The organism is Hydrogenophaga taeniospiralis CCUG 15921, assembly GCF_001592305.1.
Classification (GTDB): domain Bacteria; phylum Pseudomonadota; class Gammaproteobacteria; order Burkholderiales; family Burkholderiaceae_C; genus Hydrogenophaga; species Hydrogenophaga taeniospiralis.
This window is the reverse complement of record NZ_BCWR01000002.1, coordinates 32,162-55,472: the sequence shown is the minus strand read 5'-3', so window position 1 is coordinate 55,472 and position 23,311 is coordinate 32,162. Positions and strand designations below refer to the sequence as shown.

Sequence of the window (23,311 nt, the reverse complement as noted above, 5' to 3'; positions counted from 1 at the left end):
GGGTGGCTGCCGCGGGTTCTATGATTCACAAAATAAGCAATTACTTATTTTGTGAATGCCATCCCGCAGGAGACAGCCCATGAACCCCGATCTTTCCGCGACACCGCGAAACCGCCGCCAGTGGCTGCGCATGGCCACCGGCCTGGGGCTGGGGGCGGCCGGCCTGGCGCTGGTGCCCGAAGCGCGGCTGTTTGCCCAGCAGGTGCAGGAATTCATCGAAGGCCCGCCGGTGCCCGATGTCGCGCCCGAGCAGCTCTCGCCCCACGTGTGGATGGTGTACGCCAAGGACGGCTTTCCAAACCAGGCGAACCAGGGCCTGATGGCCAGCGTGCTGTTCGTGGTGACGCGCCAAGGCGTGGTGGTGCTCGACAGCGGCGCCTCGCTGCAGATCGGCCAGATGGCGATCCGCATGATCAAGACCGTGACGCCCAAGCCGGTGATCGCGGTCTTCAACAGCCACTACCACGGCGACCACTGGCTGGGCAACCACGCCTTTGCCGAAGCCTTTGGTAAAGACCTGCCGATCCATGCGCTGGCCCACACCCGCGACCAGATCGCCGGCCACGAGGGCAATCTCTGGCGCAGCCTGATGGAGCGCTGGACCAACCAGGCCACCCTGGGCACGAAGGTGGTGGCGCCCAACAAGGTGGTGGAAAATGGCCAGGTGTTCGACTACGGCGACGTGCAGATCAGACTGCACCATTACGGCCGCGCCCACACCCCGTCCGACCTGTGCCTCGAGATCGTGCAGGACAAGCTCACCTACGTGGGCGACATCGCGATGGCCAACCGCATCGCCAACATCGACGACGGCTCCTACCCCGGCACGTTCAGGTACTACGACGCGATCAAGAAGGCCGCCGGCGAGCAGCTCTGGGTGCCCGGCCACGGCCGCGGCAGCAAGGACCTGCTCGACACCTACGGAACCTTCATGAAAGGCATCTGGGAGCCCTGTGTACAGGCGGTGAAAGAGGGCATCCCGCTGGATGGCGCCAAGGACTTGGTGCTCAAAGACCCCCGCGTCGCCAGCCGCGCCAAAACCATGGACGGCTTCGACAGCAACATCGGCAAATACACCAGCCTGGCGTATCTCGAAGCCGAGAAGGAAACCTTCTGAGCCGAAGGGAAGTTCAACCCAGAGCACCGCGGAACTGGCTTTGCCAGGCCGCAGGTGCTGCCCCTTGAGGGGCGGAGCGGCCACACGAAGTAGGCAAGCGATGGGGGTGGTCCTACCTCCACCACGGCAGCAGCCGCTTCATGGCGGCGACTTCACCGCTGTGGTCGCTCGCGTAGCCGGGCAATGCGTCGAGCCGGGCATGCCAGCGCGGGCTGCGCATCAGCTCCAGCAGGCGCTGCACACCTGGTGTGTCCAGCGCCGACTTCAGACACACCAGCAGGTAACGCTCTTCGGTCAGGGGCACGAAGCCCAGCCCCTGGTCGCGGGTCGCGTATTCGGTGCCCAGGCCCACGTCGGCATCGCCGCTGGCCACCGCCTGGGCCACCGCCGCGTGGGAGCTTTCGACGTGCTCGAAGCCGTGAATATCTGCCGGATGCAGCTGCGCCTGTGCCATCAGCTCTTCGAGCAGCAGGCGCGTGCCGGTGCCCCGGGCGCGGTTGACGAAGCGTGCCCGCAGGCCCGCCACGTCGGCCATGTCACGCAGACCCAGCGGGTTGCCGGGCGCCACCATCAGGCCCTGGGTGCGGCGCGCGAAGCCGATGATCTTGTGTGTGCCCGGCTTGAGCAGGGGGCGGTAGGTGCGCGCGCTCAGGCTGGCCGCGTCGGCGAAGGGCTGGGTGTGAAAACCGGCCAGCAGGCAGCGCCCCTCGTTGAGCGCGCGGATCGCGTCCACGCTGCCGCAGAAGCGGATGTCCAGGTGCAGCCGCGAGCTGGCGCTGGTGCCTTGGGTGTCCATGCCGGCGGCCAGGTCCTGCAGCTCGGTGAGCGCGTGGTCGTGGCTGGCGTAGAGCGTGAGCACTTCGCTGCCGCTGGACGGCGGCTCGAACGCCCGGGAAAACGCGCGCTCCAGCTCGGCGCGCAGGTGTTCCATCTGCGGCCCCAGGCGCGCCTGCGCCAGCCGCTCGGCCATCAGCAGGCGCTGCCCGAACGGGCTGAGCATGGCGGCCTGGCCCCGTTCCCAGACGATGAGTTCCTGGCCGAGCTCGGTTTCCCAGGCCTTGAGCTGTCCCCAGACGTGGCGGTAGGACAAGCCCAGTTGCCGCGCCGCGGCCGAGATGGAACCGTGTTCGCGCACCGCGTGCAGCACGTCCATCATGGCGTTGCGCAGCAGCACCGGGTGGGCCGTGCGGCCGCCCCCGTGCGCGCTCAGCGAATAGGACAGTTCAACCTTTCTCATCGGCGCGAGTGTGCCTCAAGCCTTGCCGCCGCCGGCCCGGCGCCTATGCACGCGGGTTCATACCGCGTCACTACGTACTCCCAAACCCGCAGCGCCCGCGTAAGCTCCTGCGCAAGCTATGAACACCTTTTCCGACAGCGTGGGCACCGCGCTGCAGCTCATCCTTTCGGGCGACGCCGGGCTCTGGACCATCGTCATGCGCTCCCTCGCCGTGAGTGCCACGGCCTGCCTGCTGGCCTGCAGCGTGGGGCTGTTGCTGGGCGCCTGGCTCGCGGCGGTCCGGTTTCCCGGGCGCTCCGTGGTGCTGACCTTTCTCAACACCTTCCTGGCCATCCCTTCCGTGGTGGTGGGCCTGGTGATCTACCTGCTGCTCTCGCGCACCGGTCCGCTGGGCTTTCTGGGCTGGCTGTTCAGCTTCCAGGCCATGGTGCTGGCGCAGGCCATCCTGGTGCTGCCGCTGGTCACGGCGCTCACGCGCCAGGTGGTGGAAGACGCCGACCGCGATCACGGTGAACAGCTCGGCTCGCTGGGCGCGGGCCTGGGCCTGCGCAGCCTGCTCATGGCCTGGGACGAGCGCTACGCCTTGCTCACCGTGCTGATCACCGCCTTTGGCCGTGCGGTGTCGGAAGTGGGCGCGGTGATGATCGTGGGCGGCAACATCGAAGGCTTCACCCGCGTCATGACCACGGCCATCGCGCTCGAAACCAGCAAGGGCGACCTGCCGCTGGCGCTCGGGCTGGGCATCGTGCTGCTGGCTGTGGTGCTGCTGCTCAACAGCGCGGTGGCCCTGCTGCGCCGCTGGCGCGAGCACCTGGACGGCGGCGACCTGCGGATGGCCACCACATGAGGATCGAACGCCCCACCGAAGGCAGCGCCGCCGGCGCCAGCGTGCGGCATGGCACCGTGCTGGCGCTGCAGGGCGTGAGCGTGAGCCTGGGCCCGGCGGCCCAGGTGGAAGCGCTGCGCGGCATCACGCTGGCCATCCGGGCCGGCGAGCGCGTGGCGCTGGTGGGCCCCAACGGTTGCGGCAAGAGCACGTTGTTGCGCGCGCTGCACGGCCTGCTGCCCATCGCGCTGGGGCAGCGCCAGGTGCCGCAGGACTCGCGCATCGCCATGCTGTTCCAGCGGCCCCACATGCTGCGCATGTCGGTGCGGCGCAACCTGCAGCTGGGCCTGTGGCTCAGCGGCGTGCCCTGGCGCCAGACCGATGCGCGCGCCCGGCAGGCGCTGGCCCGGGTCGATCTGGCGCACCTGGCCGAACGCAACGGCCGCGCGCTCTCGGGCGGGCAGCAGCAGCGCGTGGCGCTGGCGCGCGCCTGGGCGCTGCGGCCCGACGTGTGGCTGCTCGACGAACCCACCGCCAGCCTGGACCCGCACGCCAAACGCGACGTGGAGGCGCTGATCGCCGACTTCGGCGACGAGCTGCCCGCGCCCGGCCGGCTGCCGCCCACGCTGGTGTTCGCCAGCCACAACCTCGGCCAGGTCAAGCGCCTGGCCAGCCGCGTGATCTACCTGGAGCAGGGGCGCTTGCTCGCCGACCTGGCGGTGAACGACTTTTTCAGCCACGCCTTCCTGGAGGCCCACTGCCCCCAGGCCCATCTGTTCGTCAAGGGAGAAACCGCATGAACATGAATCACCCCCGCCGCGCTGCGCGCGACCCCCTCAAGGGGGCGATGCGATGTGGCCCGGCGAAGCCGGTTCCACCGCATCTCTGGTGGTCACCCCTTCGCGCCGGCAGTTGGATTGGTCGGCTTTCTGGCCGCGCTGTGCGCGATGGGGCCGTCCGTGTTGCCGCCGGCATGCTGTCGGCCGGTCTGCTGGTCAGCACCGCCGCGCTCGCGCAGAGCAGCATCGTCGTCGCCTCCACCACGTCCACCGAACAGTCGGGTCTGTTCAGCTACCTGCTGCCCGAGTTCAAAAAAGCCAGCGGCATCGACGTGAAAGTGGTGGCGCTGGGCACCGGCCAGGCGATCGACATGGCCCGCAGGGGTGACGCCGACGTGCTGTTCGTGCACGACCAGGTGGCCGAGGAAAAATTCGTGGCCGAGGGCTTTGCCGCGAAACGCCAGGAGGTCATGTACAACGACTTCGTGCTGATCGGCCCCAAGGCCGACCCGGCGGCTACCCGCGGCAGCAACATCGTGGCCGCGCTCAAGAAAGTGGCCACGGCCAACGCGCCCTTCATCTCGCGCGGCGACAAGAGCGGCACGCACGCGGCCGAACTGCGCTTCTGGAAGATGGCTCAGGGGGAACCCATCGGAACCGCGCAACCCGCCTTGATGGAGTTTCTTTCCAAAGGTGCGGCGTACAGGTCTTGCGGCTGTGGCATGGGCCCGGCCCTGAACATCGCCGCCAGCAGCGGCGCCTACGTGCTGGCCGACCGCGGCACCTGGCTCAATTTCAAGAACCGCGCCGACCTGGCGGTGCTGGTCGAAGGCGACAAGCGCCTGTTCAACCAGTACGGCGTGATGCTCGTGAGCGCCGCCAAACACCCGCAGGTGAAAACCGCCGAAGGCCAGAAGTTCGTGGACTGGGTGACGGGCGACGCTGGGCAGAAGGCCATCGCCTCCTACAAGATCGGTGGCGAGCAGCTGTTCTTCCCGAATGCTGCCTCAGCCGCCCGCTGACCTCACCTCATGGCTCTGTACGCTGACGGCGTGAGCCCCACCGATTTGCGGAACTGGCGTGTGAACGAGGCCTGGTCGGCGTAGCCACACGCCAGGGCAATCTCGCTGATCGGGTCCCGGGCGTGGCGCAACAAGTCGCACGCCCGCTCGATGCGCGCCCGGATCACGTATTGACCCGCCGTCACGCCAAACAGGCCGCGGATGCGCTGGTCCAGTTGAAACACCGACAGGCCGGCCAGGGCGGCGAGTTCTTCCAGCGGCAGGGGCGAGTCCAGGTGCTGCGCAACGTGCTCGATGACGCGCGACACCGCGGCGGCCTCGTTCGTTGAGCCCATGGGCTGCTGGATGTCGCGCGACAAGCCGGCCAGCCCGACGATGCGGCCTTGCGGGTCGGTGATCGCCACCTTCCAGGTGAGGCACCAGCCCGGTTTCCGGTTGCCGTACAGGTGCAGCTCCAGCTGAGCGTTGATCGCGGGGCCGCCTTGCAGGACGCGGCGGTCCTGCTGCGAAAACCCGGAGCCCAGCGGGAGCGGGAACACCTGTTCCGCCGTCTTGCCGATCAGCTCTGCCTTGTGCTCGAAGCCGCAGCGCTTGACCAGGGTGTGATTGACCGCCGTGTAGCGGCCCTGCGTGTCTTTCAGGAAGAACACGGTGTCGGGCACGTGGTCGAACAGCAGGTCGCCCCGGAACCACCCGTGGTCGATCAGGAGCCCCGGTGACAGGGGTGCTGGCAGAGAAACATCCATGGCATTCAGGGTCCGAGCGTTTGTGCAATTTCCCCAGTCGGCACCCCACTTTCCGACAAGACGTGGAGCGCCCAAGCTGCGAGACTGCCGGCAGCTTAACAGCCACTTCAACGGAGCACCCCACCCATGAGCAGCAGCATTTTCAGCGGCACGATCCCCGCCTTGATGACCCCTTGCACGCCCGACCGGCAACCGGATTTCGACGCCCTGGTCCGAACCGGCCGCGACCTCATCGAAGCCGGCATGTCGGCCCTGGTGTACTGCGGCTCCATGGGCGACTGGCCCCTGCTGAGCGACGAGCAGCGCATGGAAGGCGTCGAGCGGCTGGTGCGCGCGGGCCTGCCCGTGGTCGTGGGCACCGGGGCGCAGAACACGGCCCGCGCCAGCGCGCTGGCCGCGCACGCCAGGGTCTGCGGCGCCAAGGGGCTGATGATCATTCCCCGCGTGCTGTCGCGCGGCAACTCGGCGGCGGCCCAACGCGCCCACTTCAGCGACATCCTGAGCGCGGCGGTCGACCTGCCCAGCGTGATCTACAACAGCCCCTACTACGGCTACGAAACCAAGGCCGACCTGTTTTTTGAACTGCGCTCGCGCTTTTCCCACCTGATCGGTTTCAAGGAGTTCGGCGGCGCGGCTTCCTTGCGCTACGCGGCGGAGCACATCACCTCGCGCGATGCGGGCGTGACGCTGATGGTCGGGGTGGACACGCAGGTGTTCCACGGCTTCGTCAATTGCGGCGCCCAAGGCGCCATCACCGGCATCGGCAACGTGTTGCCCAAGGAAGTGCTGCACCTGGTGGCCCTGTGCGAGCAGGCGGCCCGTGGCGACGCGCTGGCCCGCCAGCGTGCGCAAGAGCTGGAAGCGGCGCTGGCGGTGCTGTCGTCTTTTGACGAAGGCGTGGACCTGGTGCTGTACTTCAAGCACTTGATGGTGCTGCAGGGCCACAAGGCCTACACCTTGCATTTCAACCCCAGTGATGCGCTGTCGGACAGCCAGCGCCGCTACGCCTCCCGCCAACTGGAGCTCTTCAAACGCTGGTACGCCAGCTGGCCGGGGAGGGCCTGACCATGGCACCGAACATCACACGGATCGAGATGCAGGTCATCGACTCCCACACCGAGGGCGAGCCCACGCGCCTGGTGGTGGCCGGTGGGCCGCCACTGGGCCACGGCCCCTTGAGCGAACGCAAAGCCCTCTTTGCCCGCGACTTCGACCACTACCGCGTGCTGGCGGCCAACGAACCGCGCGGCTACGACGCGGTGGTCGGCGCCTTGCTGTGCGAGCCGGTGGACAGCAGCTGCGCCGCCGGTCTGATCTTCTTCAACAACACCGGCTACCTCGGCATGTGCGGCCACGGCACTATCGGCGCCGCCGTCACACTGGCCCACATGGGCCGCATCGCGCCCGGCGTGCACCGCTTCGAAACACCGGTCGGCGTGGTGAGCGTGCACCTCCGGTCCGCCCATGAGGTGACGATCCAGAACGTCGAGAGCCAGGTCTTCCGGCGCGACGTGGCGATCGACGTGCCCGGCCTGGGGCGGATCGTGGGCGACGTCGCCTGGGGTGGCAACTGGTTCTTCCTGTGCCACAGCACGCCGTGTGAACTCACGCTGCAGAACATCGGCGAACTCACCCGCCAGGCCGAGGCCGTCAAGGCGGTGCTGGTGCGCCAAGGCATCACCGGGCGCGACGGTGCCGAGATCGATCACATCGAGTTCTTCGGCCCTGCCTTGGCCGCCGACGCGCACAGCCGCAACTTCGTGCTGTGCCCCGGCGGCGCTTACGACCGCTCCCCCTGCGGCACCGGCACCAGCGCCAAACTGGCCTGCCTCGCCGCAGCCGGCAAGCTGCAGCCGGGCGACACCTGGGTGCAGGAAAGCGTGATCGGCAGCCGCTTCGAGGCCAGCTACCAGCCCACCGAACACGGCGTCATCCCCAGCATCACCGGCCGCGCCTACGTCACCGCCGAAGCGCGGCTGATCGCCGACCCGGCCGACCCCCTGCTGCCCGCGGCATTCCGCGCGGCGCTGGCCTGAGTCGTCAGGCGCATGAGTTCCGCGATGAACCCCGAGCCTGCACCCGCCGACGTGGCGGTGGTGGGCGCCGGCATCATCGGCCTGTCGGTGGCGATGTACCTGGTGACCCAGGGCCGTTCGGTGCTGCTGATCGACCGCAAAGGCATTGCCCAGGAAACCAGCGCCCAGAACGCCGGCGCGCTGGCCTTTTCCGACATCCTGCCCCTGGCCTCGCCACGCATCCTGCGCCAGGCGCCGCGCTGGTTGCTCGACCCGCTGGGGCCGCTGGCCATCCGCCCGGGTTACGCGCTGCGGATGCTGCCCTGGCTCATGCGCTTCGGCCTGGCCAGCCGGCCTTCGGCCTACCGCGCGAGCCTGCAGGCCCAGACGAAGCTGATGCAGCTGGCCGCGCCCGCGTTTCACGCCATGCTGGCGCGCGCGAAGGCTTCGCACATGATCCGCCAGGACGGCTCCTTGCAGGTCTATGAAAGCGACGCCGAGTTCCAGTCGAACCTCGCGGGCTGGCAGCTGCGCGCCGAAGCGGGCATCGCCTTCGAGCACGTGAAGGGTGAGCGGCTGCGGGAGCTGCAACCGGGGCTGGCCAGCTCCATCGTCGCGGGCACGTTCGTGCCGCACTGGGAAACCGTGAGCGACCCGTTCGAGGTGGCTTCGGCGCTGGGGCGCCACGTGCTGCAGGCGGGCGCCGCCTGGCGGCAGGCCGAAGTGCGGTCCATCGCCGTGCGCGAGGGTGGTGTGGAACTGCGGCTCGCGCAGGGCGACACCGTGCGTGCCAAACAGGCGGTGATCGCCACCGGCGCGTGGTCGCGCCAGCTCGCGGCCCAGCTGGGCGATGCGATCCCGCTGGACACCGAGCGCGGCTACAACACCACGCTGCCGCCCGGGGCGTTCGACCTCAAGCGCCAGATCATCTTTGGCGCCCATGGTTTTGTGGTCACCCCGTTGTCCACCGGTATCCGCGTGGGTGGGGCGGTGGAGCTGGGGGGCCTGAAGCTGCCGCCCAACTTCGAGCGATCGGCCCACATGCTGGGCAAGGCCGCGCGCCTGCTGCCGGGGCTGCGCACCGAGGGCGGCACGCAGTGGATGGGCTACCGCCCCTCGCTGCCCGACTCCCTGCCCGTCATCGGGCATGCCAGCGCCAGCCGGCAGGTGGTGTACGCCTTCGGGCACGGGCATCTGGGCCTGACGCAAAGCGCCGCCACCGGGCATCTGGTGGCCCAGTTGCTGGCGGAGCGAACCCCGTCCATCGCACTCGAAGCTTTTCGGCCCGACCGCTTCCGCTGGACCGGCGCGCCAACGCCGCCCGAGGGCTTCAGCGAACCATCGCTACGCCTTTGATCTGCGCATACACCGGCAGGCCGGGCGCGATGCCCAGCCGCTCGCAAGAGAGCCGGCTGATGCGCGAGAGCAGGCGCGTTTCCAGCCCCAGCCGCAGGCCCACCAGCACCTGGCCCGGGCCGTCCTCGCTCACGTCGGCCACGGTGGCCGGCAGGCAGTTGAGCACGCTGGTCTGCTGCGGCAACGCCAGCGACAGGCTCACGTCCCGCGCCTGGATGCGCACGCGCACCGGCGTGCGGTCCGGCAGCGGTGTGGCGCGGGTTTGCGGCAGCAGCAGCGTGCCGCCGTCAAAGCGCAGTTCACACAGGCCGCTGTCGCTCTGCAGGCCGCAGGTGAGCGCTTCCACCAGCGCGCCAGCGCTGTCGCCGTGGGCCAGCGGCAGGTCGGCGCGGGTCATCAGCTCCAGCACCGGCCCTTGCGCCAGCACCCGGCCCTGCTCCAGCAGCACCACGTGGTCGGCCAGGCGCGCCACCTCGTCCACCGAGTGCGTCACGTAGACCACCGGGATGTCCAGCGTCTGGTGCAACTGCTCCAGCCAGGGCAGGATCTCGGCCTTGCGCGGCGCGTCCAGTGCGGCCAGGGGCTCGTCCATCAGCAGCACGCGCGGGCTGGCGGCCAGCGCCCGGGCCATGGCCACGCGCTGGCGCTCGCCGCCCGAGAGTTCGTGCGGCATGCGCCGCAGCAGGTGGCCGATGCCCAGCAGCGCCAGGCCGTGGTCCCAGCCGTAGCGGCGCTGCGCGGCGGGCGTGCGGCGGTAGCCGAAGCGGATGTTGTCCTGCACGCTGAGGTGGTCGAACAGGCTGGCCTCCTGAAACACATAGCCCAGCGCGCGCCGGTGCGGCGGCACGAACAGCCCCTGGGCGCTGTCTTGCCACAGCTCGCCGCCCACGCTCAGGCGCCCGCTGGTCGTGGGCTCCAGGCCGGCGAGCACGCGCAGGCAGGTGGTCTTGCCCGAGCCCGAGGCGCCAAACAGCGCGGTCAGCCCGCGGCCCGGCAGCGTGAGGTCCAGGACCAGCGTGAAGGCGCCGCGCGCCAGCCGGGTTTGCAGGGTCAGTCCGGAGGTCATGAGGCACTCCGGCGGCGGCGCGCGTTGTAGAGCTGCAAAGCCAGCAGCACGGCAAACGAAAACACCAGCAACACGGCGGCCAGGCGGTGGGCCTCGCCGTATTCCAGCGCCTCCACGTGATCGTAGATCTGCACCGAGGCCACGCGCGTTTCGCCCGGGATGTTGCCACCCACCATGAGCACCACGCCGAACTCGCCCACCGTGTGGGCAAAGCTCATGATGACGCCCGTGACCAGCCCGGGGCGGCACAGCGGCAGCACGACGCTGAAAAACGTGTCCAGCGGCGAAGCCCGCAGGCTGGCCGCCACCTCCAGCGGGCGGTTGCCCATGGCCTCCATGGCGTTGTGCACCGGCTGCACCATGAACGGCAGCGAATAGAACACCGAGGCCACCACAAGGCCCGTGAAGCTGAAGGGCAGCAGACCCAGGCCAAGCGCCTGCGTCCATTGGCCGACCGGGCCGTTCGGCCCCATGGCCACCAGCAAGTAGAAGCCCAGCACAGAAGGCGGCAGCACGATGGGCAGCGCCACCACCGTGGCCAGCGGCGTCTTGAGCCACGAGCGCGTGCGCGCCAGCCACCAGGCCAGTGGCACACCCAGCAGCAGCAGGATGGCCGTGGTCAGCGTGGCGACCTTCAAAGTCAGCCCGATGGCCTGGAGATCGGCAGGGGTCAGCAGCATGGGGGTCTATGTTGGCAGGCGTGGTTTGCCCCAGAACCCGGCGCAACGGGCTTGGCCGGGGCGCATCGGGTTGCCCCCTGGAGGGGGTCGCGCGCAGCGCGGCGGGGGTGGTTCATGGCGTATAGCCGTACGAGCGGATCAGGTCTTTGACGTTCGGGCTCTTGAGCAGCGCCAGCAGCGCCTGGGCCGCTTCATTGCCCGCACCGCGTTTGAGCAATACTGCGTCCTGCCGGATCGGGTCGTAGAGCGCCTGCGGCACCACCCACATCGAGCCGTCCTTGAGCCGCCCGCCCTCCAGCACCTGCGACATCGCCACAAAGCCCACCGCGGCGTTGCCGGTGTGCACGAAGCTGTAGGTCTGGCCGATGCTCTCGCCCTGCACCAGCTTCGGCGCGAGCGCGGCGCTCAGGCCCAGCCGGTCCATCGCCTGCACCGCCGCCGCGCCGTAGGGCGCCAGCTTGGGCGCAGCGTGGGCCACCTTGCCCAGGCCGGGGCTTTTGAGCACGTCGCCCCGCGCATCCACCGTGGTGGCGCTGGCCGACCACAGCACCAGCTTGCCGGTGGCGTAGGTGAAGCGGCTGCCCGGCTGCGTCAAACCCTCTTTCTCCAGTGCCTCGGGTGTCTTGGCGTCGGCCGCCAGCAACAGGTCAAACGGCGCGCCGTTCCTGATCTGCGCATAGAGCTTGCCGGTGGAGCCCAGCGTAATCTTCAGCGTGTGCCCCGTGGTCTTTTCCAGCACGGCAGCGATGGCCTTGATCGGCTCGGCGAAGTTGGCCGCCACCGCCACCTGGGCTTCGGCGGCCTGGGTGGCGCTGTGGGCTAGCGTGGCGAAGAGCAGGGCGGCGAGGGGAAGGGAGGGTAGGCGCATGGGGATCTCGGGCGGTTTGCTGGGACGGTTGCAGGACGGCGAGCGCTCGCTATCCCAAAATGGAATAGCGAGTGTATCAAGGCTTGGGCTGTCGCGGCGCATGCTCGGTGATACCCAGAATTGGGAGGGCTTCAAACGGCAAAGCACACGAGAACCTGAACCCGAAAGGCTGCACCGGGCTATAGTGCATGCGGCGGGCGGGTTGGTCGAAGTAGGTCGCTTCTCTCATGGAGCCCAAAGACAGCGGCGGCGACTTTGGCGGTTTTGTTGTATCTGGATACTTATCCATGATAAGAAGATGGGCCCACGATTTCAAATGAACTTTTTGGCTGTCAGTGGCCACGTTATCCGATAGTTGCCGGGCATATTCGGTGATGAGTCGTCTACATCAAAGCTGAGTGAAAAAATGGAACCAATTTTTCGAACTATTCACAAAAACGATCCAGAGGTCGAAGAAGCGCATGCTATGTGTGCTGACACGATAGATCAGTTTGTTGAGCTGGTTAAGAGGTCTGAAGAGCCAGTCTATATGGCTAAATTACGTTTTCGTGATCCTGATCTGTCTGAAGAAGGGAATGACTTCTTATTCTATTTGTGGCTGTCAGAAGTGGTATTTCATAAAGATGAAAATATGCTTTCAGGTGTATTCTTTGAAGTTCCTGAAGGTTTTGAAAAATGGCATCACGTTGGCAAAAGAATCGGATTTGACCCTGAGGATGTTTTTGATTGGATGGTTATTGATTCCCAGGAGAGTATGAGGGGTGGATTTACTATTAGAGTTACCAGAAGTAGGCTCGAAACAGAAGAGGAAAAGAAAAATTACGATAGATATATTGGGGTAAGCAATTATCAATCTGTTTAGCTCCAAAGTAGTGGTAAATCACTTGGTAAGTTGCTTCAGCAACGTACAAACTGCGGCTGAGCTTGGTGTTAGGCGTCCGGGAGCACAGGTTGAGCTATTCGCACAAAGTCTTCGTATTCGACTCGGATTCATTCGAGCGCGAACTAGCGCCGTTGCTTCGGCTCGCACTCACACAAGATGAATCCAAGCTATTGATCTCTTTTATCGAGACGAATCGACACTCGCTCCGCGATCCATATGAAGGGGGGGCCGCTTTCTCCACAGTTGCAATCATTGCTCTCATCGGGCGATGTTCAGGAGTTGGGAGACTTTGCACTAACGCGCTACTACCAACCAACTGAAGACTTCGGAGTGGCTGAAGATTGGAGCAATCTCTTGGAAAGCGAACCCCAAACTCAGGAAGTAGGCAAGCCTGCGATGTTGACACCCAACCCTTCAATCATATGGAGCAGACCATGACGCCTGAGTTGTTCGTTCAAGAATTTTGGGAGCTCAAGGAGTACATCGAAAAGGCTTACTTTTCCGAGAGTTCGGATATATCCCGAGTTGGGCGCCTGCAAGCTGCAGGTTTTAGTCCACGTCAAATTGAAATGACAAAAAGTCTTGTATCTGAGGCGCTCACTGACGCTTTGTATACTGTTCTTCTTGGACTTGAGGGGAGTGCCGCTATAAGTTGCCATCAAGAAATGTATAAGCTGCTAGATGAATCTGGTCGAGAATTGACGGGAAAAATTGAAAGCTTGGCGTGGGAGCGATTTCACGGTAAAGACGCATAATAAAGCGCGGCAACACACCACTGTGTGGCTAGATATTTTGCAAATAGTGTTTATGTGGTTTTGCTATGAAAAATATTCCACATCGCACTGCTTGCAAACTGCCGTTGTGCTAAATGTTGTATGAAAAGAGCGCATCATGGAGCTTGTGGAAGAGGAGTTTGTAAAAAAACCGAAAACAATCGAAGATGTAATTCGTTGTTTAAACGGGGTTGTTATGGATTCATCCATTGCTTTCTATGAGGGTTCAAAATTTTGCAGAAATATTCCAGCTGAGTTGATAAAAAGCACCATAAATTCGTTAAGCGAAAAGCTTGATGTTCCAAGGTATACGTTGGCTCTGATGTATTCAATTGACGCTGAAGAATCTGACGAAGAGCTACAAGAAAATTGGCGTAGAAATATAGACGACTTACGCGTATTGTATGGCACCTCACCTAAAGGGACTGCTAGACAGGCTGAAAAGCTTATCAACGTCGGACGCAACACACGGCTGGTAAGAGGAATGTACAAGGCATTAAAATCTGAGATTGAGATTGATCGCAGGGCAATAGAGCCAACATGGCTTGCAGTTTTATATGCTGAAGGGTCAGAGCAATCGGTGGCTGAGTTCAAGCGCATTGTTAACTATCTAAAGCCGGAAACAGTTGCATATCTTGAAAGATATTCCGGCAAGGCAAATGCCATATAACTTGCAAGCTCATGCTGACTTCCATCGAAAAGACCGTTCGCTGCAGATCCCCGTTGAGCGCGTCATGCAGCAACAACTTGATGTGTACAACCGCCGCGATCTCGAAGCATGGCTGGCCACGTGCGCCCCTGGCGGCTTGGAGCGCATCAAGATGATCTGCCTTTACGACGTCCATGCAGGCCTCATCCGCAAGGCCACATTCGCCATCGGTCAAGCGAGAGCAAAGACATGAGGTAGCGACCTGCATCGAGCGTTGGGCGCTGCAGACAGCACACCTTTGCGCTTTCGTGGTCCCAATCCCAACAGCCGCGATCACCTCGCCAACCATTGCACGCCAAACAGCTTTCCGATGACCCCACTCCCGCCAGCCGCACTCTCCGAAGCCCTCGGCTATGCCGCAACAGCTGCGGCTGCAGGCTAGAGGCTGCGTCGCGCCATCATCGTCTTGATCTTGCTGATGGCCCCCGCGGGCAGCAGGCCCTTAGGGCACACGTCGACGCAGTTCAGGATCGAGCGGCATCGGAACAGGCGAAAAGGGTCGTCGAGGTAGTCCAGCCGCTCGGCGGTGGCCGTGTCGCGGCTGTCGACGAGAAAGCGGTAGGCCTGCAACAGGCCGGCCGGCCCGACGTATTTGTCCGGGTTCCACCAGAAGCTCGGACACGCCGATGAGCAGCACGCACACAGGATGCATTCGTACAGCCCGTTGAGCTCTTCGCGCTGCTCGGTGGACTGCAGGCGTTCCCGCTCCGGGGCGGGCGCTTCGTTGATGAGGAAGGGCCTGATCGAGTGGTACTGCTTGAAAAACCCGGTCATGTCGACGATCAGATCGCGGATCACCGGCAGGCCTGGCAAGGGTTTGAGCGTCACCACGCGCGGCAGCGTGTTCATGTTGGTGACGCAAGCCAGTCCGTTCTTGCCGTTGATGTTCATGGCGTCCGAGCCGCAGATGCCTTCACGGCAGGAGCGCCGAAACGACAGGCTCGGGTCCAGCGCCTTGAGGCGCATGAGCACGTCGAGCAACATGCGATCGCCGGGGTGGACGTCGAGCTCCAGCGTCTGCATGGTGGGCTTGGCGTCGAGGTCCGGGTCGTAGCGGTAGATCTTGAAGGTGTGCATGGGGGGCTTTCAAAAAAGGCTCACGACTTCACCAGCCGCTGCATCCAGTCGAGCAACACGGTGGGCAACGAGGCCGGCGTCTGCAGCAAGGCGTGGTGCTGAGCACCAAACACGGCGGGCAGGTAGCTGGCGGCCTGGCGGTCCACAGCCAGGCAGAACGGCGAGATGCCCTGCAGCCTGGCTTCGGTCACGGCCTGGCGGGTGTCTTCGATGCCGTAGCGGCCTTCGTAGACATCGCAGTCGTTGGGTTTGCCGTCGGACAGGAGTAGCAGCAACCGGTGTGTGGCGCCTTCGCGCATGAGCGTGGCGCTGGCGTGGCGCAGGGCGGCGCCGGTGCGCGTGTACTGATCGGGTTCGAGGGCCGCGATGCGCAGCGCCACGGCGGGGCTGTAGGGCTCGTCGAAGCGCTTGATGTCCCAGAGGCTCACGGCGGCGGGCCCGTTGCCCGAGAAGGCCTGCACCGCGAAGGGCTCGCCCATCGCCCCGAGGGCGATGCATACCAGCAGCAGGGCCTCGCGCTCGACGTCGATGACTCGCCGGCTGTTCGAAATCCAGCCGTCGGTGGAGCCGCTGACGTCGATGAGGATCAGGATGGCCATGTCTCGCCGGGTGCGCTGCTGCGAGCAATACAGGTCGTCGGCCATCGGCCAGCCGGCGCGCAGGTTCGCCAGGCCTTCCACGCAGGCTTCAAGGTCGATGTCGTCGCCGTCGGTCTGGCGGCGCCGCAGCGTGCGCTGCGGGCGCAGGGCCGCGAACGCTGGCGGATGGCGCCGAGCAGCGCGTGGTGCGCGGCCAGGGTGTCGTCCACCCATCGCTGTGTGCCGGCCGGTGCCTCGCGCAGCCGCACCGTGGCGCCGGGGTGGCGGTAGGCCGCTGTCCGCCAGTCCCACTCGGGGTAGCAGAACTGTTGCGGGTTGTCGGATGCGGTGGCGCTGGTGTGTCGGGGCCGCACGGCCGGCGGGTCATCGGAGAGCAGCACCTCCGGGGCCTGGCCCGGGGTCCAGACCAGCCGCGCCTGCGCCAGCTCCGAGACCAGGTCGGCGAACTCGTCGGCGCCCGCCGACTGGTCTCGATCGGTGGGCCGCTGCAAACCGAACGGGTCCTCGGCCTGTTCGTGCGGCACGTCGGGCGGGATCATCCACGCGCCCGGCGTCTTCTGATCTTCCTGCTCGGTGCCTTCGCGCACCTCGGGGCGGCGCGTCAGGCGTGCGCTGCGCGGCGCGCGGGTGGTGGCGTTGTCGACCGCGTCATTGCCCGCCAGCGGTGAGCCCGTGGCCGCGCCGGGCGGGCGCAGCTCGCCGGTCCAGCTGTCGCGGAACAGGGGCGATGGGCCCAGGCGCCCGGCGCTGGGTAGGTCGCGGACCATTTCGGCCGCGAGGAGGTGTGCGATGCAGGCCGATTCTTCCGGCGACGTGTGGATGGGTGCGTGCACATTCGGCCCCTCGCAAGGCTGCGCGATCAAGTCGCGCACCCAGGCTTCCAGCGGGCGGCGCGACGCGGTGAACTGCGACAAAGGAGGGCGGGCCGCGAGCGCGGCGCTGCGCAGGCTGTTCAAGGCCCTCGCCATGCCGGGCAACAGCCGCGCCAGCGCCGCGTCGGCCGCCACGGCTTCGATCAACAGGTAGAGGTCGAGCACCAGTGGCGAGGCACCGGGGCCCGGGCCGGCGGCGCTGCCCCGGCTCGCCCGCATGGCCTGCACCAGGGCCAGGGTGCGAAAGCGGTCCATGGCCAGCGTGGCGTCGGCGAGGCCGGTGTCGGGTGGCAACCAGATGCACTGGCCATCGGTGGCCGGCAGCGCGGCGCGCGCGCGCGGGAAGGCTTCGCGCTGGAACGTCTGGGCGAGCAGGGTGGGGCGGGCCGGCGTTTGCGCCGTGCGCAAGCGGTACGAGGTGCCGAACACCGCCTCGATCAGCAGGTCCAGCCGCGGCGCCACGTCCGCCAGCAGGGTCTGGGGCGGGGCGGGCGCCTGGGCCCGGTGCCGTCGCCACAGGGCCTGCGTGAAAACGGTGGCGTGCCGGGCCACGTCGGTGATCACGTCCTCGGCTTCGGCCATGGGGCTGCGCCTCGATCAAACAAATGTGGCGTCGACCAGATCGCGCATCGCGCCCACCAGCGCTTCGTCGTCTGACAGCGGCGACACCACCGCGCTGAGGCAGGCCTGCCGGATCGGGATGCCGCTGACCACCAGCGCAGCCGCAGCGATCAGCAAGCGGGTGCTCGGCACCTCGGCCAGGCCGCGGTCGCGCAGCGCGCGCAGCCGATGCCCGAGCGACACCAGCGCCATGGCCGTGGCGTGGTCGGCGCCGGACTCGCTCTCGATGATCGCCGCCTCGCGCGGGGCAGGGGGAAAGTCGAAGTCGAGTGCCAAGAAGCGCTGCCGCGTGCTGGGCTTGAGGTCTTTCAGCATGCGCTGGTAGCCCGGGTTGTAGGAAATGACCAGCTGGAAGCCGGGCGCGGCCACCAGCGTTTCGCCCGTCTTGTCGATGGGCAGGATGCGGCGGTGGTCGGTCAATGAATGCAGCACCACCATGGTGTCCTGCCGCGCTTCGACCACCTCGTCTAGGTAGCAGATGGCGCCCTCACGCACGGCGCGGGTGAGTGGGCCGTCCTGCCACGTGGTGCCGTCGTGGCGGATCAGGAAACGGCCGATCAGGTCGCTGGCGCTCAGGTCGTCGTGGCAGGAAATCGTGATCAGGGGGCGCCGCAGCTTCCAGGCCATGTGTTCAACAAAACGCGTCTTGCCGCAGCCGGTGGGGCCTTTGAGCATCACGGCCAGCCGCAGGGCGTGGCAGTGTTCGAAGACGGCCACCTCGGCACCCGATGGCAGGTAATACGGCTCGTCGGCGGTCGACCGATCTGATCCGTCCAGTGGGCCAACGGTGTGGAGCAGTGGAGCGGCCAAGGGGTCACTCACAGGGTTGACAAGATGGCTTCGACCTTGGGCGAGCGAGGTGCAGTGGGGTCCGTCTCGACATCGAAGCGCGGTGCATGGCGGAAGAAGTCGTAGATGAACAGCCCCACGCCGATCGCGAACAGCGAGCCGGTGGCGATCAGCATCACGAAGTGCACCTGGATCTTCAGCTGCGCGTCGAGGTAGCCCATGCCCATGATGCGTTCGAGGTAGACCTGCGCGATGCCGGCGGTGGCGAACGACAGCGTCATGCCGAACATGCCGCCGACCTGCATCCAGAACGCCCAGTAGCCGAGGCTGCTGCCCTGTTCGCTGCGCCCCGGCACCATGGCCGGCAGGGCGTAGGTGATCATCGCGAGCACGATCATGGCGTAGGCGCCGTAGAAGGCGGCGTGGCCGTGCATGGCGGTGATCAGCGTGCCGTGGGTCCACTTGTTGACGTCGGGGAAGGTGTGCGCCAGGCCCAGCAGGCCGGCCCCGAACAGGGTGAACAGCGCGCTGCCGATGGTCCAGTGCAAGGCCAGCGTGTTGGGGTGCGAGAGGCCGGCGCGGCGCATGGCCGAATACGCGAACATGGCCATGCCCACCAGCGCGGCAGGTTCCAGCGCGCTGAAGACGCCGCCGATGGGCAGCCAGTACGACGGCACGCCCACCCAGTAGTAGTGGTGCGCCGTGCCCAGGATGCCGGCGATGAAGACCAGGCCCACGATCACGTAGAGCCACTTCTCCATCACCTCGCGGTCGGCGCCGGACAGGCGGATCAGCAGGTAGGCCAGGAAGCCGCCCTGGATCATCACCCACACGCCCTCGACCCAGAGGTGGATCGTCCACCAGCGGTAGTAGATGGACACGGTGTAGTTTTCGTATTCCAGCAGCGCGGGCAGGTACAGCAGCGCGGCCAGGCCGAGGCCGAGCACCAGAACGCCCTCGGTGGTGGTGAAGCGTTTGGAGCGCCAGATCGTCATGCCGATGTTGTAGAGAAAGATCAGCATGCAGATCACGATGACGATCTTGTGCGGCAGGGGCTGTTCCAGCAGCTTGTTGCCGGTGCCGTAGCGGAACAGGTAGCCCACCACGGCGGTCACGCCCATCAGGGTCCAGAGGCCCAGCTGCACGTAGGCGAGTTTGGTGCTGTAGAGCTCGGTACGAGATTCGTCGGGCACCATCCAGTAGGTGGCGCCCATGAAGCCGGTGAGCACCCACACGATCAGCAGGTTGGTGTGGATCACCTTGGTCACATCGAACGGCAGGATGTTCAGCAGCGGATCGGGGCCGAGGTACTTGGCGGCCGACAGCAGGCCAAACACCAGCTGCAGCCCGAACAGCACCATGGCCACGGCGAAATACCAGTAGGCAACCGATTGAGACCTGTAGCGCATGTCAAAACTCCTGCAGAAGTGGCGACGGTGGACCGCGGCCTGTGTGGGCTGGACGGCTTCGACGCCCGTTACTTGAAGGTCGCCAGGTAGGCCGCGAGGTGGGCCAGCTGCTCGGGTGTCAGGTCTTTTTGATAGGTGTTGGGCATGAACGAAACCCCGTTGGCCGAGTACATCGCGCCCGCGACCAGGTGTGCGCTGGGATGGGTGATGGATTCACGGATGTAGGTCGCCAGGTCGGTGGCCGAGCCCTTGTAGTTGGGAGAAGCCAGCGTCTCCTGCGTGCGCGTGGCGATACCGGCCAGCGAGGGGCCCGCCATGTCGGCCCCGGGCGTGAGGGAGTGGCAGGCGGTGCAGGCGGGTGCGGCAGATCTGAATACACGCTCGCCCAGGGCCACCGGGTTTTTGTCGGAAGCGGTCGCGGCAGCCGCCGATCCCGCAGCGGCTGCGGGGCTTGCGGCGTTCCCTCCCGCTGCGCCCAAGCCGGTGACCATGATCGGCCGCGGTGGCCAGTCCTGGTTGTCCACCTTGCTCACCCAGTCCAGAAACGCGATCAGGCCGTCGATGTCGGCATCGCTCAGGTCTTGCTGGGGCATCAGCCGGCGGTGGCGCTGCTCGTCGTAGAACTTCGACGGGTCTTTCAGGAAGGCCCGCAGGTAGGGTGCGCCGCGCTGCTGCGCGATCTTGGTGAGGTCGGGGGCGTAGTACGCCCCTTCACCGAAGATGGTGTGGCAGTTGATGCAGTTGTTCTTGTGCCAGACGTTCTTGCCCAGGGTGACCTCGGGCGTGATGTTCTGCGCGTTGGTCAGTTTCGGGAACTGGCGGTGGCTGTCGATGGTGAGACCGAGGAAGACCAGTGTGGCGAGCAGGGTTGAGCCGATCGCGAAGTAACGTGCCTGACGCTTGTTCATAGGGCCGCACCGGCGTCAGACGCTGATGCCCGTCCAGTAGATGACGCTGATGGTGCTGGCGTACGCGATACCGGCAAGCATCAGACCGAGCACGACATGGCTGAACACCTTGAGACTTCGGTACGCGGTCATGGGGAGCACCTCGACGGTTGAGCCCGCGTTCCCTCGGGGGTGAGAGAGGCCGGCAGACGGTGCATGTTGACGAGGTCGCTTCTCATCATCTGTGCGCAAGCGAACATAGCCAAGGTTGCTCACATGCAGGCGTGTTCGTGACCGCTGACCGAGGTCTTCCCATTTGCGCGAAAGGGGTGGCCAGGAACCAGCGCCCTCCCATGGCCCTGAAGTCCCGTGGAACAATCCCACCATGACCCCGCCCCCGCTCCACGCCGCCCTCTCCGAAGCCCTAGGCCACGCCATCAGCGACAAGCGCCTGGAGGTGCTGCGCCGGGTGGGTGAGACGGGTTCCATCTCGCAGGCGGCGCGTGACACGGGCATCAGCTACAAGGCCGCGTGGCAGGCCATTGACACACTCACCAACTTGAGCGGCGTGCCGTTGGTGGAGCGCACGGTGGGCGGGGCGGGCGGGGGTGGGGCGCGCATCACGGCGCAGGGGCTGCAGCTGCTGCAACTGGCCGACGAGCTGGCCCAGGCGCGCGAGGCCGTGCTGTCGCGCTTTGCTGGCGGGTCTTCTGGTCTGCCATTCGGTCTGGGTTTGCGCACCAGCATGCGCAACCAGTTGCCTTGCCGTGTCGAGGCGGTGGAACCGCTGGGGCAGGGCGATCCCACGGTGCTGGTGCGGCTGCGCACGCCGGGGCAGGCGCTGCTCACGTCGAGCGTGACGCGTGAGAGCGCCGACCTGCTGGGCCTGCGCGCGGGGCTGGAGGCGCTGGTGTTGTGCAAGGCCACGGCGGTGCGGGTCGGCCGGGGTGAGGTGGAAGACACGCCCGGCCAGTGTGTGCTGCCCGGTCGCATCGAGCGCCTGGCGCGCGGGCAGGGGCGTGACGAGGTGGTGCTCGCGCTGGATGGGGGTGGTCAGTGGGTGGGCTTTGGGGAGAGTCCGTTCGCGGCGCGCAAGGGGCAGCAGGCCTGGGCTTCGATGGGCGTTTCGTCGCTGGTGATCGGTCTGGCGGGGTAACCGGCATCCAGCGTTGGCACCCTCGTTCATATGAACGGGTGTGCCGTACCAGGCTGGCACAGTGCGCTGCGGTGTGGGCCTGAATGGCGCAACCCTTCACTTTGTGTTGTCAAAAAAGTGAGCAATCGTCTCAGTTTGAGTCGCTTTGTGGTGGTGGCACGGAAGTTGTGGCAGTGAAGGCAGCCCCTTCGGCTGATACCCATTTCATCCACCTTCACAGAGGAAGACATCACATGATCTACGCAGCTCCTGGCGCCGCCGGCGCCAAAATCGCCTACAAACCGCGCTACGACAACTTCATCGGCGGCAAATGGGTTGTGCCGTGCAAGGGCCAGTACTTTGACGTGATCACGCCCGTGAGCGGCCAGGTCTACACGCAGGCCGCGCGTTCCACCGCCGAAGACATCGAACTCGCGCTCGACGCCGCGCACGCCGCCGCCGATGCCTGGGGCAAGACCGATGCCGCCACGCGCTCCAACATCCTGCTGAAGATCGCCGACCGCATCGAGCAGAACCTGGAACTGCTGGCCTACGCCGAGACGGTGGACAACGGCAAGGCGATCCGCGAAACGCTGAACGCCGACATCCCGCTCACCGTGGACCATTTCCGTTACTTCGCCGGTTGCGTGCGTGCCCAGGAAGGCGCCCTGTCCAACATCGACGAGAACACCGTGGCGTACCACATCCAGGAACCGCTGGGCGTGGTCGGCCAGATCATTCCCTGGAACTTCCCCATCCTGATGGCGGCCTGGAAACTGGCCCCCGCGCTGGGTGCCGGCAACTGCGTGGTGCTCAAGCCCGCGGAGTCCACCCCGATCTCCATCCTGATCCTGGCCGAGCTGATCGCCGACCTGCTGCCCCCGGGCGTGCTCAACATCGTGAACGGTTTCGGCCGTGAAGCCGGCATGCCGCTGGCGCAAAGCAAGCGCATCGCCAAGATCGCCTTCACCGGCTCCACCACCACCGGCCGCGTGATCGCCCAGGCCGCCGCCAACAACCTGATCCCGGCCACGCTGGAACTGGGCGGCAAAAGCCCCAACGTGTTCTTCGCCGACATCATGGACAAGGACGATGCCTTCCTCGACAAGTGCGTGGAAGGCCTGGTGCTGTTCGCGTTCAACCAGGGTGAGGTCTGCACCTGCCCGAGCCGCGCGTTGATTCAAGAATCCATCTACGACCGGTTCATGGAACGTGTCCTGAAGCGCGTGGCCGCCATCCAGCAGGCCAACCCGCTGGACTCGGAAAGCATGATGGGCGCGCAGGCTTCCAAGGAACAGCTGACCAAGATCCTGTCGTACCTGGAGCTGGGCAAGGCCGAAGGCGCCGAGGTGCTGATCGGCGGCGGCCAGGCCCACCTGGGCGGCGATCTGGAAGGCGGCTACTACGTGCAGCCCACGCTGTTCAAGGGTCACAACAAGATGCGCATCTTCCAGGAAGAGATCTTCGGCCCGGTGCTGGCCGTGACCACCTTCAAGGACGAGGCCGAAGCCCTGGCGATCGCCAACGACACGCTGTACGGCCTGGGCGCCGGCGTGTGGAGCCGCAACGGCAACGTGGCCTACCGCATGGGCCGCGCCATCAAGGCGGGCCGCGTGTGGACCAACTGCTACCACGCCTACCCGGCACACGCCGCGTTCGGTGGCTACAAGGAATCGGGCATCGGCCGTGAGACGCACAAGATGATGCTGGACCACTACCAGCAGACGAAGAACCTGCTGGTCAGCTACAGCGAGAACAAGCTGGGCTTCTTCTGATCCGACAAGACCAGAGACAGTGAGTGAGAAGGGGAGCCGGCAACGGCTCCCCTTTTTGGCTTTTCAGAAC

24 protein-coding genes are annotated in these 23,311 nt (G+C 65.8%); 13 read left to right on the top strand and 11 right to left on the bottom strand.

The window, feature by feature from the left end:
- The first annotated feature begins 79 nt into the window (after nt 1–79).
- Nucleotides 80–1,117: an MBL fold metallo-hydrolase gene (locus tag HTA01S_RS03420; protein WP_068167189.1), complete on the top strand. Its 1,038-nt coding sequence runs from the start codon at nt 80–82 to the stop codon at nt 1,115–1,117.
- A 112-nt stretch (nt 1,118–1,229) separates the two neighbouring features.
- On the opposite strand, the gene HTA01S_RS03415 is transcribed toward HTA01S_RS03420, so the two are convergent.
- Nucleotides 1,230–2,354, bottom strand: coding sequence for a substrate-binding domain-containing protein (locus tag HTA01S_RS03415; protein ID WP_068167188.1), 1,125 nt, complete (start codon nt 2,352–2,354; stop codon nt 1,230–1,232).
- A 118-nt stretch (nt 2,355–2,472) separates the two neighbouring features.
- Between HTA01S_RS03415 and HTA01S_RS03410 the strand changes: the two genes are divergently transcribed.
- The 3 genes from HTA01S_RS03410 to HTA01S_RS03400 all read left to right on the top strand — a co-directional run bounded on the left by HTA01S_RS03410 (nt 2,473) and on the right by HTA01S_RS03400 (nt 4,981).
- A complete protein-coding gene (locus HTA01S_RS03410) occupies nt 2,473–3,201 on the top strand; it encodes an ABC transporter permease (protein ID WP_068167187.1) in 729 nt (242 codons plus the stop codon).
- Nucleotides 3,198–3,980 carry an ABC transporter ATP-binding protein gene (locus HTA01S_RS03405; RefSeq protein ID WP_068167186.1) on the top strand — a complete coding sequence of 261 codons (783 nt, stop codon included), beginning with the start codon at nt 3,198–3,200 and terminating at the stop codon, nt 3,978–3,980. The genes HTA01S_RS03410 and HTA01S_RS03405 overlap by 4 nt, the downstream gene beginning before the upstream one ends.
- Nucleotides 3,981–4,153: 173 nt before the next feature.
- The gene (locus tag HTA01S_RS03400; RefSeq protein ID WP_068167185.1) at nt 4,154–4,981 is read left to right on the top strand and encodes an extracellular solute-binding protein; all 828 of its coding nucleotides are present in this window, start codon (nt 4,154–4,156) and stop codon (nt 4,979–4,981) included.
- A gap of 2 nt (nt 4,982–4,983) precedes the next feature.
- Here the strand turns inward: HTA01S_RS03400 and HTA01S_RS03395 are convergent, their stop codons facing one another.
- The gene (locus HTA01S_RS03395; RefSeq protein WP_068167184.1) at nt 4,984–5,727 is read right to left on the bottom strand and encodes an AraC family transcriptional regulator; all 744 of its coding nucleotides are present in this window, start codon (nt 5,725–5,727) and stop codon (nt 4,984–4,986) included.
- A 126-nt stretch (nt 5,728–5,853) separates the two neighbouring features.
- Here HTA01S_RS03395 and HTA01S_RS03390 point away from each other — a divergent pair, with 126 nt between their 5' ends.
- From HTA01S_RS03390 to HTA01S_RS03380, 3 genes are read left to right on the top strand one after another with little or no spacing between them, the layout of a single operon-like run.
- A complete protein-coding gene (locus HTA01S_RS03390) occupies nt 5,854–6,792 on the top strand; it encodes a dihydrodipicolinate synthase family protein (protein WP_068167183.1) in 939 nt (312 codons plus the stop codon).
- 2 nt (nt 6,793–6,794) lie between these two features.
- A complete protein-coding gene (locus HTA01S_RS03385) occupies nt 6,795–7,763 on the top strand; it encodes a 4-hydroxyproline epimerase (protein ID WP_084235825.1) in 969 nt (322 codons plus the stop codon).
- 12 nt (nt 7,764–7,775) lie between these two features.
- A complete protein-coding gene (locus tag HTA01S_RS03380; protein WP_218017300.1) occupies nt 7,776–9,098 on the top strand; it encodes an NAD(P)/FAD-dependent oxidoreductase in 1,323 nt (440 codons plus the stop codon).
- Here HTA01S_RS03380 and modC read toward each other — a convergent pair.
- From modC to modA, 3 genes are all read right to left on the bottom strand, one after another.
- Nucleotides 9,073–10,164 carry a molybdenum ABC transporter ATP-binding protein gene (gene modC / locus HTA01S_RS03375; protein WP_068167181.1) on the bottom strand — a complete coding sequence of 364 codons (1,092 nt, stop codon included), beginning with the start codon at nt 10,162–10,164 and terminating at the stop codon, nt 9,073–9,075. The genes HTA01S_RS03380 and modC overlap by 26 nt on opposite strands.
- Nucleotides 10,161–10,844 (bottom strand): molybdate ABC transporter permease subunit, encoded by a 684-nt coding sequence (gene modB, locus HTA01S_RS03370; protein WP_068167180.1) that lies wholly within the window; start codon nt 10,842–10,844, stop codon nt 10,161–10,163. Before modB ends, modC begins: the two co-directional genes overlap by 4 nt.
- Nucleotides 10,845–10,956: 112 nt before the next feature.
- The gene (gene modA / locus HTA01S_RS03365; RefSeq protein ID WP_068167179.1) at nt 10,957–11,712 is read right to left on the bottom strand and encodes a molybdate ABC transporter substrate-binding protein; all 756 of its coding nucleotides are present in this window, start codon (nt 11,710–11,712) and stop codon (nt 10,957–10,959) included.
- A 406-nt stretch (nt 11,713–12,118) separates the two neighbouring features.
- Between modA and HTA01S_RS24535 the strand changes: the two genes are divergently transcribed.
- From HTA01S_RS24535 to HTA01S_RS25080, 4 genes are all read left to right on the top strand, one after another.
- Nucleotides 12,119–12,574 carry a DUF2314 domain-containing protein gene (locus HTA01S_RS24535; RefSeq protein WP_084235824.1) on the top strand — a complete coding sequence of 152 codons (456 nt, stop codon included), beginning with the start codon at nt 12,119–12,121 and terminating at the stop codon, nt 12,572–12,574.
- Nucleotides 12,575–13,029: 455 nt separating this feature from the next.
- The gene (locus tag HTA01S_RS24530; protein WP_218017299.1) at nt 13,030–13,350 is read left to right on the top strand and encodes a hypothetical protein; all 321 of its coding nucleotides are present in this window, start codon (nt 13,030–13,032) and stop codon (nt 13,348–13,350) included.
- Nucleotides 13,351–13,486: 136 nt separating this feature from the next.
- Nucleotides 13,487–14,038: a hypothetical protein gene (locus tag HTA01S_RS25085; RefSeq protein ID WP_157571959.1), complete on the top strand. Its 552-nt coding sequence runs from the start codon at nt 13,487–13,489 to the stop codon at nt 14,036–14,038.
- Nucleotides 14,004–14,270: a hypothetical protein gene (locus tag HTA01S_RS25080; RefSeq protein ID WP_157571958.1), complete on the top strand. Its 267-nt coding sequence runs from the start codon at nt 14,004–14,006 to the stop codon at nt 14,268–14,270. Before HTA01S_RS25085 ends, HTA01S_RS25080 begins: the two co-directional genes overlap by 35 nt.
- A gap of 185 nt (nt 14,271–14,455) precedes the next feature.
- On the opposite strand, the gene HTA01S_RS03355 is transcribed toward HTA01S_RS25080, so the two are convergent.
- The 6 genes from HTA01S_RS03355 to HTA01S_RS03335 form a co-directional block, all read right to left on the bottom strand.
- Nucleotides 14,456–15,154 carry a succinate dehydrogenase iron-sulfur subunit gene (locus tag HTA01S_RS03355; RefSeq protein ID WP_068167177.1) on the bottom strand — a complete coding sequence of 233 codons (699 nt, stop codon included), beginning with the start codon at nt 15,152–15,154 and terminating at the stop codon, nt 14,456–14,458.
- A gap of 20 nt (nt 15,155–15,174) precedes the next feature.
- Nucleotides 15,175–15,753 (bottom strand): nitric oxide reductase activation protein NorD, encoded by a 579-nt coding sequence (locus tag HTA01S_RS25840; protein ID WP_245637993.1) that lies wholly within the window; start codon nt 15,751–15,753, stop codon nt 15,175–15,177.
- Nucleotides 15,741–17,207, bottom strand: coding sequence for a hypothetical protein (locus HTA01S_RS03350; protein WP_245637992.1), 1,467 nt, complete (start codon nt 17,205–17,207; stop codon nt 15,741–15,743). Before HTA01S_RS03350 ends, HTA01S_RS25840 begins: the two co-directional genes overlap by 13 nt.
- 15 nt (nt 17,208–17,222) lie before the next feature.
- On the bottom strand, nt 17,223–18,023 hold the full coding sequence (locus tag HTA01S_RS03345) for a CbbQ/NirQ/NorQ/GpvN family protein (RefSeq protein ID WP_068167219.1): 801 nt from the start codon (nt 18,021–18,023) through the stop codon (nt 17,223–17,225).
- 41 nt (nt 18,024–18,064) lie between these two features.
- On the bottom strand, nt 18,065–19,444 hold the full coding sequence (locus tag HTA01S_RS03340) for a cbb3-type cytochrome c oxidase subunit I (RefSeq protein WP_068167176.1): 1,380 nt from the start codon (nt 19,442–19,444) through the stop codon (nt 18,065–18,067).
- Between the two features lie 68 nt (nt 19,445–19,512).
- Nucleotides 19,513–20,352, bottom strand: coding sequence for a c-type cytochrome (locus HTA01S_RS03335; RefSeq protein WP_068167175.1), 840 nt, complete (start codon nt 20,350–20,352; stop codon nt 19,513–19,515).
- Nucleotides 20,353–20,716: 364 nt separating this feature from the next.
- Here HTA01S_RS03335 and HTA01S_RS03330 point away from each other — a divergent pair, with 364 nt between their 5' ends.
- Together HTA01S_RS03330 and exaC are read left to right on the top strand one after the other, a co-directional pair.
- On the top strand, nt 20,717–21,487 hold the full coding sequence (locus tag HTA01S_RS03330; RefSeq protein WP_068167174.1) for a TOBE domain-containing protein: 771 nt from the start codon (nt 20,717–20,719) through the stop codon (nt 21,485–21,487).
- Between the two features lie 233 nt (nt 21,488–21,720).
- Complete coding sequence (exaC, locus tag HTA01S_RS03325; RefSeq protein ID WP_068167173.1) at nt 21,721–23,241, top strand: acetaldehyde dehydrogenase ExaC; 1,521 nt, start codon at nt 21,721–21,723, stop codon at nt 23,239–23,241.
- Nucleotides 23,242–23,311: the final 70 nt, after the last annotated feature.

Excerpts from the sequence above, each read along its gene's own strand:
- HTA01S_RS03420 (WP_068167189.1), top strand. The coding sequence starts at position 80 with ATGAACCCCGATCTTTCCGCGACACCGCGAAACCGCCGCCAGTGGCTG.
- HTA01S_RS03415 (WP_068167188.1), bottom strand. The coding sequence starts at position 2,354 with ATGAGAAAGGTTGAACTGTCCTATTCGCTGAGCGCGCACGGGGGCGGC.
- HTA01S_RS03410 (WP_068167187.1), top strand. The coding sequence starts at position 2,473 with ATGAACACCTTTTCCGACAGCGTGGGCACCGCGCTGCAGCTCATCCTT.
- HTA01S_RS03405 (WP_068167186.1), top strand. The coding sequence starts at position 3,198 with ATGAGGATCGAACGCCCCACCGAAGGCAGCGCCGCCGGCGCCAGCGTG.
- HTA01S_RS03400 (WP_068167185.1), top strand. The coding sequence starts at position 4,154 with ATGCTGTCGGCCGGTCTGCTGGTCAGCACCGCCGCGCTCGCGCAGAGC.
- HTA01S_RS03395 (WP_068167184.1), bottom strand. The coding sequence starts at position 5,727 with ATGGATGTTTCTCTGCCAGCACCCCTGTCACCGGGGCTCCTGATCGAC.
- HTA01S_RS03390 (WP_068167183.1), top strand. The coding sequence starts at position 5,854 with ATGAGCAGCAGCATTTTCAGCGGCACGATCCCCGCCTTGATGACCCCT.
- HTA01S_RS03385 (WP_084235825.1), top strand. The coding sequence starts at position 6,795 with ATGGCACCGAACATCACACGGATCGAGATGCAGGTCATCGACTCCCAC.
- HTA01S_RS03380 (WP_218017300.1), top strand. The coding sequence starts at position 7,776 with ATGAGTTCCGCGATGAACCCCGAGCCTGCACCCGCCGACGTGGCGGTG.
- modC (WP_068167181.1), bottom strand. The coding sequence starts at position 10,164 with ATGACCTCCGGACTGACCCTGCAAACCCGGCTGGCGCGCGGCGCCTTC.
- modB (WP_068167180.1), bottom strand. The coding sequence starts at position 10,844 with ATGCTGCTGACCCCTGCCGATCTCCAGGCCATCGGGCTGACTTTGAAG.
- modA (WP_068167179.1), bottom strand. The coding sequence starts at position 11,712 with ATGCGCCTACCCTCCCTTCCCCTCGCCGCCCTGCTCTTCGCCACGCTA.
- HTA01S_RS24535 (WP_084235824.1), top strand. The coding sequence starts at position 12,119 with ATGGAACCAATTTTTCGAACTATTCACAAAAACGATCCAGAGGTCGAA.
- HTA01S_RS24530 (WP_218017299.1), top strand. The coding sequence starts at position 13,030 with ATGACGCCTGAGTTGTTCGTTCAAGAATTTTGGGAGCTCAAGGAGTAC.
- HTA01S_RS25085 (WP_157571959.1), top strand. The coding sequence starts at position 13,487 with ATGGAGCTTGTGGAAGAGGAGTTTGTAAAAAAACCGAAAACAATCGAA.
- HTA01S_RS03355 (WP_068167177.1), bottom strand. The coding sequence starts at position 15,154 with ATGCACACCTTCAAGATCTACCGCTACGACCCGGACCTCGACGCCAAG.
- HTA01S_RS25840 (WP_245637993.1), bottom strand. The coding sequence starts at position 15,753 with ATGGCCATCCTGATCCTCATCGACGTCAGCGGCTCCACCGACGGCTGG.
- HTA01S_RS03350 (WP_245637992.1), bottom strand. The coding sequence starts at position 17,207 with ATGGCCGAAGCCGAGGACGTGATCACCGACGTGGCCCGGCACGCCACC.
- HTA01S_RS03340 (WP_068167176.1), bottom strand. The coding sequence starts at position 19,444 with ATGCGCTACAGGTCTCAATCGGTTGCCTACTGGTATTTCGCCGTGGCC.
- HTA01S_RS03335 (WP_068167175.1), bottom strand. The coding sequence starts at position 20,352 with ATGAACAAGCGTCAGGCACGTTACTTCGCGATCGGCTCAACCCTGCTC.
- HTA01S_RS03330 (WP_068167174.1), top strand. The coding sequence starts at position 20,717 with ATGACCCCGCCCCCGCTCCACGCCGCCCTCTCCGAAGCCCTAGGCCAC.
- exaC (WP_068167173.1), top strand. The coding sequence starts at position 21,721 with ATGATCTACGCAGCTCCTGGCGCCGCCGGCGCCAAAATCGCCTACAAA.